Here is a 14,655-nt window from a genome sequence, read left to right on the forward strand (position 1 = left end):
GGATTTACATGCATCAAATTGACAATTTTAAAGTGACGCAAAAATCGCAACGCAAGTTCCAGCTGTTTTCCGCCCTGGCGCTCGCCGCCCTGGCCCTGACCACCAGCCTGGCCATGGCGCAGACGCCGGCCGCCGATGCGCTGCCCGGCAAGGGCATCAAGGTGCAGGCGCTGCAAAGCTCGATCGCGGAAGAAACCTTCCAGACCATGCTGGTCGACAAGGCCCTGGAAAAGCTCGGCTACGAAGTGCAGCCGATCAAGGAAGTGGAGTATCCGACGGCGCATATCGCCATCGCCAACGGCGACGCCACCTTCATGGCCGTGCACTGGGACCCCATGCACAAGGATTTCTATAACAATGCGGGCGGCGACGCCAAGCTGTTGCGCACGGGCCAGTATGCGGGGCCTGCCGCGCAGGGTTATCTGATCGACAAGGCGACGGCGGAAAAGTACAACATCACGAATATCGACCAGTTGCGCGATCCGACCCTGGCCAAGCTGTTCGACCACGACGGCGATGGCAAGGCCGACCTGACCGGCTGCAATCCAGGCTGGGGCTGCGAAGCGCTGATCGAAAACCACATGGATGCCTATAAGCTGCGCGAGACGGTGACGCACGTGCAGGGCAGTTACGCGGCCCTGATCGCCGACACCCTGGGCCGCTACAAGCGTGGCGAACCGATCCTGTACTACACGTGGACGCCGTACTGGGTCAGCGGCGTGCTGGTGCCGGGCAAGGACGTGATCTGGCTCAAAGTGCCGTTCTCGGCCAATCCGGACAAGGTCAACACCCGCCTCGACGATGGCAGCGACTACGGCTTTGCCGTCAACACGGCGCGCATCGTCGCCAACAAGGTCTGGGCGGAGAACAACCCGGCCGCGGCCAAGCTGTTCGAGGTGATGCAACTGCCCGTGGCCGACATCAATGCGCAGAACGAGCGCATGCGCCGCGGCGAAAACACGCAGGCGGACATCGCCCGCCACACGGCAGGCTGGATCAAGTTCCACCAGCAGACGTTCGACGGCTGGATCGCGCAGGCGCTGGCGGCGGCGAAGAAGTAAGGTACCGTTGTTCGGCAGTAAAAAAGTGGCTACCGATTTGGTAGCCACTTTTGCGTTAACGGCCTGTTTTCGTGGGTTTTGGTGAGTTTTTAGCCGTTTTCGGCCAGTTTCAGGTGCAAAATGGGGAAAGGCTGGCCAAACGGATCGCGTTCCGAGCGGTTTTCCAGGATAAAGCCCAGGTGGCGGTAAAAGCCGTGCGCTTGCGTGTTGTGCTCGTTGACGTCGACGGCCGTGGCGCCCAGCGTATCGATGGCGTGCCGCAGCAGGGTGCGGCCGGCGCCGCTGCCGCGCCGGTCAGGGTGGACGAAAAGCATCTCGATCTTGGCGTGCTCGACGCACAGAAAGGCGCAGGCGACGCCATCATCGGCGCGCAGCACGTGCAGCAAGCCTTCGGCCGTGACCCTGGCCAGCTCGTCGCGCACGAAGGGCATCAGGAAGGCGATATCGCTGTCGGCGAGGAAATCGTGGGTGGCGCGTACGGACAGGTGCCAGACGTTGAACAGACGGGGCAGGTCGGCGGGGACTGCCAGGGAAATCGGTAATGATGTCATGCGGAAATTATACTGCCCCGGCAGGCGCCAGGGCAGGGAGGGACGGTCAGTCCTTCAAGTCTTCGATCAGGTCGATGTATTGCTGCTGCGCCTCTTCCTTCGAGGTGCCGGCCAGGGCCGCCCACGCGTCGAACTTGGCGCGGTTGACGAAGTCGGTCATGCCGGGACGCTCGCCCGTGGCGTCGCCGCTCGAGGCTTGCTTGAACAAGGCGTAGATTTTCAACAAGGTCATATTGTCCGGACGCTCGGACAGGGTCTTGGAATCGAGCTGCGCTTGTTCGAATTGCTCTTGTAAACTCATGATGGCTCCTGTGTGCTGATGGAATCGCTGGAAAAGTGCGGCAGGCCCGGCGGAGTGGCCACCGTGCGTGCTGCAGTGCCTGACATCATAGTGAAAAAAGGGCGCCGTGCATTAGAGGACATACTCAAAACAAAAGCGCCGCCGCTGCGTGAACAGGGGCGGCGCCTGCTGCGGTCATGCGAACGCAGCCTGTGTCTTACACGCCCAGCAGTTCGACGTCGAAAATCAGGGTGGCGTTCGGTGGAATCACGCCGCCGGCGCCGCGCGTGCCGTAGCCCAGCGCTGCCGGGATGATCAGCTGGCGCTTGCCGCCCACTTTCATGCCTTGCACGCCTTCGTCCCAGCCCTGGATGACGCGGCCTGCGCCCAGCGGGAATTCGAATGGATCGTTGCGGTCCTTGCTCGAGTCAAATTTCGAACCGGCGCTGCCGTCGTCGTTTTGCAGCCAGCCCGTGTAATGCACGACAACATTGTTGCCAGCTTGCGCTTCAGCGCCTTCGCCAACAACGGTGTCGATGTATTGCAGGCCGGAAGCGGTGGTAGTGGTGGTCATGATTATCCTTGTGTAGGCGATGAAAGCTTCAGATTGTAGAGCAATGGCTTGCAAAGCGCCATTGCATGCCGCGTCCACCCGAAAACCGGAAATCACCATGGCCTGTCGCCATCGGTATCATTCAAGCGGGAATTAATTCAGAAAATACAGTGTTTCCACGTAAAATACATGTTTTGTATTTAACAGTGATTTCCTCCATGTTCCGCAGTCTACGCCGCTTTCTTTTTTCCTCGCTGTGCCTGGTTTCCGCAATGTCTACGGCGCAAGCCAAAGTGGTGGTGGTGCTCAACTCCCGTGATGCCACGGTGCAACTGCTGGACCAGAAAACCTATGCGCCCCTGTCCACCTTTGCCGTCGGCAAGGAGCCGCACCATCTGATGGAGACGCCGGACGGCAAGTCGCTCATCGTCGCCAGTTCCGTCGGCAATGAGCTGATCTTCCTCGACCCCGTGTCGGGCCAGATCCAGCGCCGCATCAGCAATATCCTCGACCCCTACCAGATCGGCTTTTCGCCGGACCAGAAGTGGTTCATCTCGAATTCCCTGCGCCTGGACCGCATCGACCTGTACCGCTACGATGGCAAGAACCTGACCCTGGCCAAGCGCATCCCGCTGCCGAAACTGCCCAGCCACATGGCATTCACGGCCGACAGCAGCATGGCTTTCATTACCCAGCAGGGCAGCAACCAGGTCAGCGCCATCGACCTGGCCACGCAGACGGTGAAGTGGACCATGCCCGTCGGCCCCGCGCCAGCCGGCATCACGATGACGCCCGATGGCAAATATTTGCTGGTGGGCATCATGGGCAGCGATTACGTGGAAGTGATCGACTGGCGCACGCAAAAGACCGTCAAGCGCATCAAGGCGGGCGCTGGCACGCATAATTTCCGCGCGCTGGGCGACAAGCGCATGACGTTCGTGTCGAACCGCGTGTCGAACACCATCAACATCATCGACCAGCAAACCCTGGAAAACGTGGGTACCATCAATGTGCCCGGCGGCCCGGACTGCATGGAAATCACGCCCGATGGCAAGACCATGTGGGTGACCTTGCGCTGGATCAAGAAAGTGGCCGTGATCGACCTGACCACGCGCAAGGTGATCAAATTGATTCCCGTGGGCCGCTCGCCCCATGGCGTGTATTTCGCCACCCACTCGCCGCGCATGTGATGACGATGCCGCGTTTGATTCTCGCGGGCCACGTGCCCGCCATGCTGCTGTGCGCCAGCGCCATGCTGCCGGCTGCGCACGCCGCCGCCCCTGTGGCCCCGGCCGCACCTGTCGCCACGGCCGCCTCTTCCGCTTCTTCCGCCCCTGCCGCCCCTGCCGCCTGCAAGGGCACGATCTACCTGACCTTCGACACGGGCAGCCAGTCACAGGCGCAACTGGTCGCCGACGTGCTGAACAAGCGCCATGTGAAGGCAACCTTCTTCCTGGCCAATGAAAAGACGACGCGCGGCGATTATTCGCTCGATCCGTCCTGGGCGCCGTACTGGAAGGCCCGGGTCGCCGAAGGCCATGCTTTTGGCACGCATACGTTTGACCACGTGTACTGGAAGAAGGATCTGGCCAACGGCTTGATCCAGGTCAAGCCCCAGTTCGGCAAGGAGGGCGGCAAGCTGGCGTCGTTCACGGATCAGCAATTCTGCGAGGAATTGCGCCGCGTCGACACGCGCTTCCAGGAATTGACGGGCCACAAGCTCGACCCGTTCTGGCGCGCGCCGGGCGGCTATACGTCGCCGCGCACCCTGGCGGCCGGCAGCGCCTGCGGCTACCAGCACGCGGGCTGGGCGCCGGCAGGTTATTCCGGTGACGAGCTGCCCAGCGATAAGTATCCGAACGCCATGCTGCTGAAAAAAGCCCTGGCGAACCTGCGCAGCGGCGACATTTTCATTTCGCACATGGGCATCTGGTCGCGCAAGGATCCGTGGGCGCCCGCCAACCTCGATGCCCTGATATCCGGCTTGCAAGACAAGGGTTTCTGCTTTGCCACCCTGCGCGAGCATCCCGCCTACGCGCAGAAGAAGGGCCAGCCATGATCGCCGCCGATATCAGCGCCTTCGTCCAGCCCGCCCTTGACGCCGTCGTCGATGCCTTCGGCGTGGCGCAGGGCTGGCTGTTCCAGACGGTGGTCAACCCGCTCGTGTATCACCTGGGCTTTGGCGAATTCACGGAAGAGGCGTTCGAGGGCACGGAATGGCTCTTGATCGGCCTGTGCGAGCTGGTGCTGCTGTTTCTCGTGCTGCGTCCGCTCGAAGCCATGATACCGGCGCAAAAGATCACGGACCCGCGCGCCCGCTGGAACGATTTTCTGTATACCGTGCTGCACCGCATCGGCCTGTTTTCCGTCCTCATCTTCTTCACGCTCGATCCCCTGATGGACGGTCTGGCCGGGGCCTTGCGTTTCGACAATATCCATCCATTGAACCTGGAATCGCTGTTGCCCGGCATCAGTCCCCTGGTCAGTTTTATCATTTATTTTGTGATACTGGACTTCGTCGATTATTGCTACCACCGGGCCTCGCACCATTTCGGCTGGTGGTGGGGCTTGCACAGCCTGCATCACAGCCAGCAGAACCTGAACCTGTGGAGCGACAACCGCAATCACCTGCTCGATGATTTCCTGCGCGACGTGGTGATGGCCCTGGTGGCGCTGGGCATCGGCGTGCCGCCGGGCCAGTACGTGCTGCTGGTGTCGGTTTCGCGCATCCTGCAGAGCCTGCAGCACGCGAATGTGAGGATACACTTCGGCCGCGTCGGCGAGCGGCTCCTCATCTCGCCCCGTTTCCACCGCACGCATCATGCCATCGGCGTGGGGCATGAGTCGAAAGGCAAGGGCAGCATGGGCGGTTGCAACTTCGGCGTGGTCCTGCCGATTTGGGATATGCTGCTGGGCACCGCGAATTTCTCCGCGGGCTATGCGCGCACGGGCGTGCGCGACCAGCTGGCGCGCATCGACAGCGCAGGCGTGGGCCGGCCGGGACGCAACTATGGCCGCGGCTTCTGGCAGCAGCAATGGCTGGGCCTGCGCCGCATGGTGGAATTTGCAAGATTGAAACGAAAAGGACGCCGTTGATGCGTAATGTGTTGAATTCGTATGGCCGCGCCTTGCTGTCGCAATTGCACGGCAAGATATTGCTGCTGAGCGCAGTGCCCTTTGTCCTGTCGGTGATCCTGTGGGGCGTGCTGCTGTATGTGGGCCTGCAGCCCCTGATCGACAGCCTGCACGCGCTGTTTACCGAGTACGATTTCTTCCGCACCAGCGGCCAGGTGCTGGCCACTTTCGGCCTGGGCGTGCTGAAAGCCGTCATCGTGCCCCTGATCGCCATGTTCATGCTGCTGCCGCTGATGATACTCACGGCCCTGATCTTCATGGGCCTGTTCGCCATGCCGGCCATCGCGCGCCACGTGGGCGGACGGCATTTCCCGTGGCTGGAAAAAAAGCATGGCGGCAGCCTGCTCGGCAGCGTCGGCACCTCGCTGGCCACCTTCCTGCTGTTCATCGTCGCCTGGGTCATCCTGCTGCCCCTGTATGCCTTCCCGCCAGCCGCCCTGGTGGCGCAGGCGATCCTGTGGGGCTGGTTGACGTACCGGGTCATGGCCTACGATGCCATGGCCGACTACGCCAGCGTGGACGAGCGCCACGCCATCATGCGCGAGCAGCGCTGGCCCCTGCTGGCCATCGGCATGGTGTCGGGCGCGGCCGGTGCCGTGCCGGGCCTGCTGTGGATGGGCGGCGTGATGTCCGTCGTCTTCTTCCCCTTCCTGGCCGCGTTCGCCATCTGGCTGTATGTGCTGATCTTTATCTTTACGGGCCTGTGGTTCCAGTATTACTGCCTGGAAGCCCTGGCGCGCCTGCGGGGCCAGCGCGGCATGACGGACGTGGCGCCGGCGGACGCCTGACCATTTTTATCGAATTCTACGAGGAAGCTTCATGGCTATCGGATTGATCATCATCGGCGACGAAATCCTGTCGGGCAAGCGCACGGACCAGCATTTCCCGAAAGTGGTGCAAATGCTCAAGCAGCGCGGTTTGCAGCTGAGCTGGGCGGAATACGTGGGCGACGAACCGGCCCGCCTGGTGGCTTTGCTCAAGCGTAGCTTTGCCAGCGGCGACATCGTTTTCAGCTTTGGCGGCATCGGCGCCACGCCGGACGACCATACGCGCCAGGCGGCGGCCGATGCGCTGGGCTTGCCGCTGGTGCTGCATCCGCAGGGCAAGGCGAACATCCAGCAGCGCATCACGGAAATGGGCGAAGAAGCGGGCGTGCCGGCCGACTTGAATTCGCCGGAAAACCTGCATCGCCTGAAAATGGCGGAATTCGTGCAGGGCGCCGAGCTGATTCCGAATCCGTACAACAAGATCGCCGGCTTTGCCGTGCGCGAGCATTATTTCGTGCCGGGCTTTCCCATCATGTCCTGGCCCATGATCGAATGGGTGCTGGACACGCATTACAGCCATTTGTTCAACCAGGTGCCGCACGCGGAACATGCGCTGCTCGTGTATGAAACGGCGGAATCCCTGCTGACGCCGCTGATGGTGCGCCTGGAAGCGGAGTTTCCGCAAATCAAGGTATTCAGCCTGCCCAGCGTGGGCGATGCGCAGACGCGCCGGCATATCGAACTGGGCGTCAAGGGCGAGCCGGCGCAGGCAGCGGCCGCCTTTGCAGACATGTGCGCCACGCTCGACGCCATGCAGGCGGAATACACCCCCATCTGAGCTCTTGCCAGCCCGGCGCCGGCGGCTTTTCCGCCGGCGTCCAGCCCGCCTTGCTCCTATGTTCGCGAGCGTACAGTCCAAGTCGTTGTTTTTTTGCGAAAATCTTCAATGAAGCAAGATTTTTGTGTGCGCTCGTCAGTCGTTTTCATGCCGATGTGGTGGAATGGTGAACAGGGGCCTGGCGTGTCGGACACGGGGCTGCCTGCCTGTGCAGTAGAGCGTTTTTTTGATTCACCGGTCTGGACATCATGTTAAGCAATCTTCGTTGTTACCGGCCTTGCCGCCCCTTGGCCGTGATCTTGCCTGGCGCCGATAGTGCTGCGAAGTGGCATGGCCACCGCATTGTTCGCGCCGTCCAAACCCAACCTTACCCCAGCATCCCATGAAAGACACAGGCGTCAATCTGGCCGCGCAAGAGCGGCCCCCAGAAGATCCCGCTCCCGAGGCACCGCCGCCGGCGAGCCCGCCGCGGAAGCGCCGCTCGCGCGTCTGGCCCATCTTTGCCATCATCTTGCTGGCGCTGGTCGCCGGCGTGGCGTGGTTCGTCATGCGCGAAGTGCGCACCTCGGCCCTGCAGGCGGAATTTTTCACGCGCATCGACCGCCAGCTGACGTTCAAGGTCGAGCCCGGTCCCGCGCCTGCCGACGCCATCCGCTACCCGCAGCATGGCCCCTACGACGAGCGCCTGGGCTACGCCAGCCTGCCGGACTTCATCACCAAGCTGAATGCGCGCGACTATGCCGTCACGGCGCAGGCGCGCATGTCGCCGAAGATGGTGCAACTGGTCGACCGGGGCATCTTTGCCACCTATCACGAGAAAAACCGCGCGGGCCTATCCATCCTCGACTGCCGCGCCGCGCCCCTGTTTGCCGCCAGCTATCCCGAGCGCATGTTCGACGGTTTCGCCGAAGCGCCGCCGGCCCTCGTGCAAAGCCTGCTGTTCATCGAAAACCGCGAATTGCTCGATCCGGGCACGCCCATGCGCAATCCCGCCGTGGAATGGGACCGCCTGAGCAAGGCCATCCTCGACAAGGCACTGAACCTGTTCGGCGGCCACCGGGGCGGCGGCGGCAGTACCCTGGCCACGCAGATCGAAAAGTACCGCCACTCGGAAGATGGCCGCACCAGCTCCATGAAGGACAAGCTGCTGCAGATGATCTCGGCCAGCCTGCGCTCGTACCAGGATGGCGAAAACACCATGGAAGCGCGGCGCAAGATCGTCGTCAACTACCTGAATACCGTGCCGCTGTCGGCAAAGAGCGGTTTTGGCGAGGTCAACGGCATCGGCGACGGCATGTGGGTCTGGTATGGCCGTCCGTTTGCCGAAGTGAAAACTTTGCTCAAAGGACATATGGACCAGCCGGGCAGTGCGCTGGCCTACAAACAGGCGCTGAGCCTGCTGATCGCGCAGCGCCGCCCCTCGCATTATCTGGTGGCGGGCGGTGCCGACCTGGAAGCGCTGACGAACAGCCATCTGCGCCTGTTGGCGCAGGCAGGCGTGATTTCGCCGCAGCTGCGCGATGCGGCCATCGCCGAGCCGCTGCGCCCGTCGACGGCCTCGGGCGTGCAGTCGGAAGCGTCGACGTCGTTTGTCACGCGCAAGGCCTCGAATGCCGTGCGCAACCACCTGGCCAGCATGCTGGGCGACCCGCGCCTGTATAACCTGGACCGCCTGGACCTGAAAGTGGTCAGCACGCTGGACGCGCAGGCGCAAAATGCCGTCACCAAGGTCTTGCGCGAGCTGCGCGATCCGGAAGTGGCGAAAGCGGCCGGCCTGACGGGCAAGGGCATGCTGGGCAATGGCGACCCGGCCAACGTCGTCTACAGCTTTACTTTGCTGCAAAAAGGCGAGCAAGCCAATCTGCTGCGCGTGCAGACGGACAATTACGACCAGCCGCTGGACATCAACGAAGGTGCCAAGCTGGACCTCGGTTCCACGGCCAAGCTGCGCACCTTGGTGACCTACCTGGACATCATCGACCAGCTGCACCAGCGCTATGGCGGCATGAGCGCGGCCGAGCTGGGCAAGGTGGCCGTCGATCCCAAGGACATGCTGTCGCAGTGGGCGATTGCTTATTTGAAACCTTTGCCGCTGGGCGAGGCGCGCAACCTGCCCGCCATGCTGGCTGCTGCCATGGAACGCAAGTATTCGGGCAGCCCGGCCGAAGGGTTCTTCACGGGCGGCGGCCTGCATCATTTCGGCAACTTCTCCAAGCTCGACGACAGCCGCATCATGACGGTGCAGCAAGCCTTGCGCCAGTCGACCAACCTGGTGTTCGTGCGTCTGATGCGCGACGTGGCCCGCTACTACATGTTTTCGCGCCCCGATTCGTCAGCCTCCCTGCTGGCGGACGCGGACGACCCGCGCCGGGCCCAGTACCTGAGCCGTTTTGCCGACAAGGAAGGGCGCGAATTCCTGCACCGCTTCTACCAGAAGTACCGCGGCAAGAGCGTCGACGAGCAGGAAAAGATCCTGCTGGCCAGCATCCGCCCGACGCCCGTGCGCCTGGCGAACATCTTCCGCACCATCAATCCGAAAGGCACGCTGGAAGAGTTTGGCGATTTCCTCAACGCCAACCTGCCGTCGCAGAACGAAGTGCCGCCCGAGCGCGTCGCCAAGATGTACCAGCAGTACGCGATGGAAAACTGGTCCTTGGCCGACCGCGGGTATCTCGCCAATGTGCATCCGCTGGAACTGTGGATGGTGGCGTACCTGCGCCAGCATGAGGGGTCCACCCTGTCGCAGATGGTGGCGGCCAGCGAGAAGGAACGCCAGGAAGTGTATAAATGGCTGTTCAACACGCACCGCAAGCATGCGCAGGACCGCCGCATCGCCAACTTGCTGGAAGTGGAAGGGTTCCTGGAAATCCACCGCCAGTGGAAGAAGATGGGCTACCCGTTCGACTCCCTGGTGCCGTCGTATGCGACGACCCTGGGCGCCTCGGCCGACCGGCCCGCCGCGCTGGCCGAACTGATGGGCATCATCATCAACGATGGCGTGCGCAAGCCGAGCGTGCGCATCGATTCCATGCACTTCGCCGCCAACACGCCGTACGACACCATGGTCAAGCGGGGCACGAAGGTGGAGGCGGAGCAAGTGCTGTCGCCGGACGTGGCCAAGGCCGTGGCCAAGGCCATCCGCGAAGTGGTGTCGGACGGCACGGCGAAGCGGGCGAAGACGGCGTTTGTCGGCGCCGACGGCGTGCCCATCCCGATGGGCGGCAAGACGGGGACGGGCGACCAGCGCTTCGACGTGTATGGCGCCGGCGGCCGCCTGATCGAGTCGCGCTACGTGAACCGTTCGGCCACGTTTGTGTTCAATATCGGCGAGCGCTTCTATGGCAGCATGACGGCGTACGTGCGGGGGCCGGAATCGAAGAACTACGATTTCACCAGCGCTTTGCCGGTGCAGCTGCTCGTGTCGCTGGCGCCGAGTCTGATGCCGCTGATCGAGCCTCCCGCGCAGGCCGAGGGCGTGGCCAGGCAGTGCACGAATTAACATGGCGCAGACGCTGAAAGCCGGCCCTTGCGGGCCGGTTTTTTTTGCGCAGGAATAGAAAATGGAAAAAACGCAGCGGATGTTTGAGCAATATCACCGTTTTGACGATGGGATGCTTGTATCATTCGAGCAGCAGTACCGGCCCGGGGGCGTGCAGGCCGTGCGCATCGTCCTGTACGCAAGAAATCATGCACTGGACGGCAATGTCTGGCGTCAGATGGCCATCACGGTGGGCGACGTGCAGGAGGTGCTGCTCAGGACGCCGGGCAACTTCATCAACCGCATCTGCTGCGGCGTGAAGCTGCTGCGCTTTGGCGACGTGTGGTGCGTCGATATCGACGGCACGTATGCGCGCGACACTCCCGCGACCCTGGACGAAGTGCGCCGCGATGGCGATTGCTACGTCATCGGCGGCACGGTCGCGGCGATCGAACTCGATTAACCGGCAAAGATGGCGGTCTGCTCCGCCAGGCGCGCGTGATACGCGGCGATGGCGGGGTAGTCGGGGCGCTGCATGGGCGCCATCAGCCAGCGCTTGACGGACAGGCCCAGCACGATATCCGCCAAGGTAAATTGTTCGCCGCACACATGAGCGCCCGTGCGCTGCAGCTGCTGTTCCAGCACGCCCATCATCTTGTTCCATCCAGCAATGCCCGCCGCCAGCTGCGCCGCATCCTGGTGGGCGGGGCTGCGGCGCACCAGCGACATGAAGGCGTAGCGCCAGCTGTTGTTCAAATCGCCCATTTGCCAGTCCATCCATTTTTCCACTTCGGCGCGGGCGCGGGGCGTGCTTGGCAGCAAGTCGTCGCGGCCCGCCTGCGCGCACAGGTAGCGGCAGATCGTGTTCGATTCCCACAGTACCAGGTCGCCGTCGACCAGCACGGGCACCATGGCGTTCGGGTTCAGGGCCAGGAAGGCAGGGTCGTCGGTGCTGCGAAAGCCGCTGCCCCAGTCTTCGCGTTCGTAGGGCAGGTCGATTTTCTCGCACGTCCACAGGACTTTGCGGACATTGATCGAGGCGGCTTTTCCAAGAATTTTCAGCATGCGGAACTCCAGAGGGCAGGTGGTCGATCCAGCACTGTAGCGGAAATGGCCACGCGCCGCGCGTGAAAGTGCCTTGCATAGTTGAGCTTTTCTTGGCATCGTAGCCACCCATGAAACCTATGCGCCACCACATGTCCAAAATCCTCGCGTTCAGCCGCTTTTCCGTGCGCGATTTCCTCGCCACCGCCGGCCCCACCCTGCTGCTGGTCGGTGCGTTCTGCGCGCTGGCGTACTGGCTGGTGGACCCGGCCCCGCCGCGCCAGGTGACCCTGTCGACGGGGCAGGACAACAGCGCCTACGAAGAGTTCGGCAAGAAATACGCGGCCACCCTGGCCAAGCACGGCATCAAGGTAACCTTGCAGCCGTCGCTGGGGTCGCAGGACAATTTGCAGCGCCTGAACGCGGGCACGACCGATATTGCCTTCGTGCAAAGCGGCTCGACGGAGCACGCCGATGCCGAACGCCATGGCTTGATTTCCCTGGGCAGCCTGTTTACGGAACCCGTGTGGCTGTTCATGCGCGAAGACAAGGCGGTCACGGAACTGACGCAATTGAAGGGCAAGAAGATCAACCTGGGACCGGAAGGCACGGGCGTGCCCAGCCTGTTCCGGCAGTTGCTTTCCGTCAATGGCGTGGAAGCCAATGAATTGACGGTGAGCGACTTGCAGAACACGCCCGCCACGGTGGAACTGCTGGAAGGGCGCATCGACGGCCTCGTGTTCAGTTCGGCACCGGAAGCACCGCTGATCCAGATGCTGCTGCAAACCCCGGGCATCAAGCTGTTTGATTTTTCGCAAGCGGAAGCGTACACGCGGCGCCTGTCTTTCCTCACGCACGTGGTGCTGCCGCGCGGCATCGTCGACCTGGGGCAGAACATCCCCCCGCAGGATTACCACCTGATCGCGCCGACGGCCACCCTGGTCGCGCGCGAAGACTTGCATCCGGCCCTCGTCGACCTGTTCGTGCAGGCGGCGGCCCGCATCCATGGCGGCACGGGCTGGTTCCAGCAGCAGGGACAGTTCCCGTCCGCGCGCTACACGGAAATTCCCGTCGCGCCGGAGGCGCTGAAATTCTACAAGGATGGCGCGCCCGTGCTGCAGCGCTACATGAGTTTCTGGCTGGCCAATTTCTTCGACCGCATGTGGGTGCTGGTGGTGGCGCTGGGCGCCTTGATACTGCCTCTGTCGCGCGTGGTGCCGCCCCTGTATGTCTGGCGCATCCGTTCGCGCGTGTACCGCTGGTATGGCCAGTTGCGCACGGTGGAGCAGGCCCTGGAAGACGTGCCGGAAGAGCAGCGCGCGCACGTGTATGCGGAACAGTTGAAGCGGCTGGATCAGATCGAGGAGATGGTCAACCAGATCTCGATACCGCTGTCGTTTGCCGATGGCCTGTATGGCTTGCGCAGCCACATCAATTTCGTGCGCAAGCGCATCCTGACCCTGATGGGAGAGCATCCGGCGCCTGAGGTGGGCGAGCCGGTCTGATGACTTAAATGAGGGTGACGGACAGCTTGCGCCCGAGCAGCGCGGCGGCCCGCTCCAGGGTGGAGAGCGTCACGTCGCTGTCAGGGTCGAGCAGGCGGTCGAGCTGCGAGCGGCTCGTCTGCAGCAGGGCCGCCATGCGTGTCTTCGACAGCGATTGTTCCTGCATCGCCTGTGCCAGTTGCCAGGCGATCACTTCCTTGATGGCACGGGTTTGCGTTTGCTCAAGGATACCTTCTTCTTTTAAAAAGTCGTCGAGGCTGCTGCCGAGGTGGGGAGCGGTGTCGTTCATGTCAGTTCCTTCAAGCGTTTGCGGGCGATGGCCAGGTCATCGTCGGGCGTGGCGCGGGTTTTCTTGATAAAGCCGTGCAGTGCCACCAGGCAATCGCCGTGATGGCAGATCAGCACGCGCGCGATGCGGTTGCCGGGCAAGCTGCTGCGCACTTCCGACAAGCCTTGCCCCAGGTGGCGGCACAGGGGCATGCCCACGGGCCAGCGCCATTGCGCATGCATCAAGTCTTGCCCGATCACATGGCGCTCTTCGATGGGTAAAGACTTGAGCCAGTCGCGCACGGGTTCGCCGCCATGGCCGTTCGCATAGAACAGCAGGGTAATTTGCCGCAAGCCGGAAGCATCCATGACCCACTCCTACGTTGTACTATATAAGGTACATGTTCGCAAGGTAAATCTGCGCCGCTCTTGAGAAAATCGGGCGCGCATGGATGGTTGTAGCCGATGGCGGGCCGCAGCATGGCCCGCCAGATCAAACATGGTTCAGATAGTCAGGCGGCCGGCGTCAGGCGCCCAGCCATGGCAAGCCTGCCTTGCACCAGCCGCCAATCTGTTTGCGGTGGCCGTCGGCATCCTTGTCGCCCTCGAAGCCTTCGAGGATGTCGAAGCAGTTGATATAGCCGTGTTCGGTGGCCAGCTTGGCCGCATGGCGCGAGCGTACACCGGAGCGGCACAGGAACAGCAGCACCTCGTCCTTGCCGGCCTGGGCGGCCAGCTGCGCGAGGAAGTCGGGATTCGGCGCGCCGCCTGGGTAGGTGGCCCACTGCACCGCACCATGCTGGGTATCGGCGATGTCGACGCGGCCGACCCAGTCGCGCTCGGCATTGGTGCGCACGTCGATTAGCTTGACGGCAGCATCGCGCTGCAGCAGCTCGTACGCTTCCTGCGGCGTGACGGCGCCCGCATAGGGCGTGCCCTCATTGGCGCGGCTGCGGGCGGTGTTCAGGATATCGGCGGCGGTGGTCATGGCATCCTCGATGAAAGTGGAAAGGTGTGGACGATTATAGTGCGCCGCTGGCGCCCCGCAAGCGGGAATACGGGGGATCTTGCCGACGCACCATAAATGGGCATTTTTCAAGAATCGTTTCGAAATGCACGATAATGGTGCGTTATTCGTTTTTCGCACTTGTATAGTGCATTCCTGATTTGGTGCAA

The 14,655-nt window shown here is 62.6% G+C and carries 16 protein-coding genes; 9 read left to right on the forward strand and 7 right to left on the reverse strand.

Translation table 11 applies throughout. The features are described 5' to 3' along the window. The first annotated feature begins 8 nt into the window (after window positions 1-8). A complete protein-coding gene (gene proX / locus EBS11_RS20295) occupies window positions 9-1,061 on the forward strand; it encodes a glycine betaine/L-proline ABC transporter substrate-binding protein ProX (RefSeq protein WP_290605764.1) in 1,053 nt (350 codons plus the stop codon). Between the two features lie 89 nt (window positions 1,062-1,150). Here proX and EBS11_RS20300 read toward each other — a convergent pair whose 3' ends face one another. The 3 genes from EBS11_RS20300 to EBS11_RS20310 form a co-directional block, all read right to left on the reverse strand. Further along, the gene (locus EBS11_RS20300; RefSeq protein WP_290605766.1) at window positions 1,151-1,612 is read right to left on the reverse strand and encodes a GNAT family N-acetyltransferase; all 462 of its coding nucleotides are present in this window, start codon (window positions 1,610-1,612) and stop codon (window positions 1,151-1,153) included. A 46-nt stretch (window positions 1,613-1,658) separates the two neighbouring features. After that, window positions 1,659-1,913: an acyl-CoA-binding protein gene (locus EBS11_RS20305; protein WP_034782468.1), complete on the reverse strand. Its 255-nt coding sequence runs from the start codon at window positions 1,911-1,913 to the stop codon at window positions 1,659-1,661. 196 nt (window positions 1,914-2,109) lie between these two features. Continuing rightward, window positions 2,110-2,466 carry an FKBP-type peptidyl-prolyl cis-trans isomerase gene (locus tag EBS11_RS20310; protein ID WP_290605772.1) on the reverse strand — a complete coding sequence of 119 codons (357 nt, stop codon included), beginning with the start codon at window positions 2,464-2,466 and terminating at the stop codon, window positions 2,110-2,112. A gap of 251 nt (window positions 2,467-2,717) precedes the next feature. Here EBS11_RS20310 and EBS11_RS20315 point away from each other — a divergent pair, with 251 nt between their 5' ends. From EBS11_RS20315 to EBS11_RS20345, 7 genes are all read left to right on the forward strand, one after another. Continuing rightward, window positions 2,718-3,635, forward strand: coding sequence for a cytochrome D1 domain-containing protein (locus EBS11_RS20315; RefSeq protein ID WP_290605774.1), 918 nt, complete (start codon window positions 2,718-2,720; stop codon window positions 3,633-3,635). Then, a complete protein-coding gene (locus EBS11_RS20320; protein WP_290605776.1) occupies window positions 3,635-4,504 on the forward strand; it encodes a polysaccharide deacetylase family protein in 870 nt (289 codons plus the stop codon). Before EBS11_RS20315 ends, EBS11_RS20320 begins: the two co-directional genes overlap by 1 nt. Further along, window positions 4,501-5,541: a sterol desaturase family protein gene (locus EBS11_RS20325; RefSeq protein ID WP_290605778.1), complete on the forward strand. Its 1,041-nt coding sequence runs from the start codon at window positions 4,501-4,503 to the stop codon at window positions 5,539-5,541. Before EBS11_RS20320 ends, EBS11_RS20325 begins: the two co-directional genes overlap by 4 nt. Next, window positions 5,541-6,368, forward strand: coding sequence for an EI24 domain-containing protein (locus EBS11_RS20330; RefSeq protein ID WP_290605780.1), 828 nt, complete (start codon window positions 5,541-5,543; stop codon window positions 6,366-6,368). Before EBS11_RS20325 ends, EBS11_RS20330 begins: the two co-directional genes overlap by 1 nt. A gap of 31 nt (window positions 6,369-6,399) precedes the next feature. Continuing rightward, entirely contained in the window at window positions 6,400-7,185 is a 786-nt protein-coding gene (locus tag EBS11_RS20335) for a molybdopterin-binding protein (RefSeq protein WP_290605782.1), read from the forward strand. A 382-nt stretch (window positions 7,186-7,567) separates the two neighbouring features. Next, window positions 7,568-10,684: a transglycosylase domain-containing protein gene (locus EBS11_RS20340; protein WP_290605783.1), complete on the forward strand. Its 3,117-nt coding sequence runs from the start codon at window positions 7,568-7,570 to the stop codon at window positions 10,682-10,684. A gap of 112 nt (window positions 10,685-10,796) precedes the next feature. Continuing rightward, window positions 10,797-11,126, forward strand: coding sequence for a hypothetical protein (locus EBS11_RS20345; protein WP_290605785.1), 330 nt, complete (start codon window positions 10,797-10,799; stop codon window positions 11,124-11,126). Here EBS11_RS20345 and EBS11_RS20350 read toward each other — a convergent pair. Next, window positions 11,123-11,728: a glutathione S-transferase gene (locus EBS11_RS20350; protein ID WP_290605787.1), complete on the reverse strand. Its 606-nt coding sequence runs from the start codon at window positions 11,726-11,728 to the stop codon at window positions 11,123-11,125. The genes EBS11_RS20345 and EBS11_RS20350 overlap by 4 nt on opposite strands. Before the next feature lie 131 nt (window positions 11,729-11,859). Between EBS11_RS20350 and EBS11_RS20355 the strand changes: the two genes are divergently transcribed. Next, complete coding sequence (locus EBS11_RS20355) at window positions 11,860-13,212, forward strand: TAXI family TRAP transporter solute-binding subunit (RefSeq protein WP_290605788.1); 1,353 nt, start codon at window positions 11,860-11,862, stop codon at window positions 13,210-13,212. 4 nt (window positions 13,213-13,216) lie between these two features. On the opposite strand, the gene EBS11_RS20360 is transcribed toward EBS11_RS20355, so the two are convergent. The 3 genes from EBS11_RS20360 to EBS11_RS20370 form a co-directional block, all read right to left on the reverse strand. Continuing rightward, complete coding sequence (locus EBS11_RS20360; protein ID WP_290605789.1) at window positions 13,217-13,501, reverse strand: Fis family transcriptional regulator; 285 nt, start codon at window positions 13,499-13,501, stop codon at window positions 13,217-13,219. Then, window positions 13,498-13,848, reverse strand: coding sequence for a type II toxin-antitoxin system RelE/ParE family toxin (locus EBS11_RS20365; RefSeq protein ID WP_290605791.1), 351 nt, complete (start codon window positions 13,846-13,848; stop codon window positions 13,498-13,500). Before EBS11_RS20365 ends, EBS11_RS20360 begins: the two co-directional genes overlap by 4 nt. A 157-nt stretch (window positions 13,849-14,005) precedes the next feature. Then, window positions 14,006-14,467: a rhodanese-like domain-containing protein gene (locus tag EBS11_RS20370; RefSeq protein ID WP_290605793.1), complete on the reverse strand. Its 462-nt coding sequence runs from the start codon at window positions 14,465-14,467 to the stop codon at window positions 14,006-14,008. Window positions 14,468-14,655: the final 188 nt, after the last annotated feature.

The organism is Janthinobacterium sp., from assembly GCF_009923995.1.
GTDB lineage: Bacteria > Pseudomonadota > Gammaproteobacteria > Burkholderiales > Burkholderiaceae_D > Janthinobacterium.

What these genes read in the sequence shown, in the direction of transcription:
- proX (WP_290605764.1), top strand. Translation starts at nt 9, where the DNA reads ATGCATCAAATTGACAATTTTAAAGTGACGCAAAAATCGCAACGCAAG.
- EBS11_RS20300 (WP_290605766.1), bottom strand. Translation starts at nt 1,612, where the DNA reads ATGACATCATTACCGATTTCCCTGGCAGTCCCCGCCGACCTGCCCCGT.
- EBS11_RS20305 (WP_034782468.1), bottom strand. Translation starts at nt 1,913, where the DNA reads ATGAGTTTACAAGAGCAATTCGAACAAGCGCAGCTCGATTCCAAGACC.
- EBS11_RS20310 (WP_290605772.1), bottom strand. Translation starts at nt 2,466, where the DNA reads ATGACCACCACTACCACCGCTTCCGGCCTGCAATACATCGACACCGTT.
- EBS11_RS20315 (WP_290605774.1), top strand. Translation starts at nt 2,718, where the DNA reads ATGTCTACGGCGCAAGCCAAAGTGGTGGTGGTGCTCAACTCCCGTGAT.
- EBS11_RS20320 (WP_290605776.1), top strand. Translation starts at nt 3,635, where the DNA reads ATGACGATGCCGCGTTTGATTCTCGCGGGCCACGTGCCCGCCATGCTG.
- EBS11_RS20325 (WP_290605778.1), top strand. Translation starts at nt 4,501, where the DNA reads ATGATCGCCGCCGATATCAGCGCCTTCGTCCAGCCCGCCCTTGACGCC.
- EBS11_RS20330 (WP_290605780.1), top strand. Translation starts at nt 5,541, where the DNA reads ATGCGTAATGTGTTGAATTCGTATGGCCGCGCCTTGCTGTCGCAATTG.
- EBS11_RS20335 (WP_290605782.1), top strand. Translation starts at nt 6,400, where the DNA reads ATGGCTATCGGATTGATCATCATCGGCGACGAAATCCTGTCGGGCAAG.
- EBS11_RS20340 (WP_290605783.1), top strand. Translation starts at nt 7,568, where the DNA reads ATGAAAGACACAGGCGTCAATCTGGCCGCGCAAGAGCGGCCCCCAGAA.
- EBS11_RS20345 (WP_290605785.1), top strand. Translation starts at nt 10,797, where the DNA reads ATGCTTGTATCATTCGAGCAGCAGTACCGGCCCGGGGGCGTGCAGGCC.
- EBS11_RS20350 (WP_290605787.1), bottom strand. Translation starts at nt 11,728, where the DNA reads ATGCTGAAAATTCTTGGAAAAGCCGCCTCGATCAATGTCCGCAAAGTC.
- EBS11_RS20355 (WP_290605788.1), top strand. Translation starts at nt 11,860, where the DNA reads ATGTCCAAAATCCTCGCGTTCAGCCGCTTTTCCGTGCGCGATTTCCTC.
- EBS11_RS20360 (WP_290605789.1), bottom strand. Translation starts at nt 13,501, where the DNA reads ATGAACGACACCGCTCCCCACCTCGGCAGCAGCCTCGACGACTTTTTA.
- EBS11_RS20365 (WP_290605791.1), bottom strand. Translation starts at nt 13,848, where the DNA reads ATGGATGCTTCCGGCTTGCGGCAAATTACCCTGCTGTTCTATGCGAAC.
- EBS11_RS20370 (WP_290605793.1), bottom strand. Translation starts at nt 14,467, where the DNA reads ATGACCACCGCCGCCGATATCCTGAACACCGCCCGCAGCCGCGCCAAT.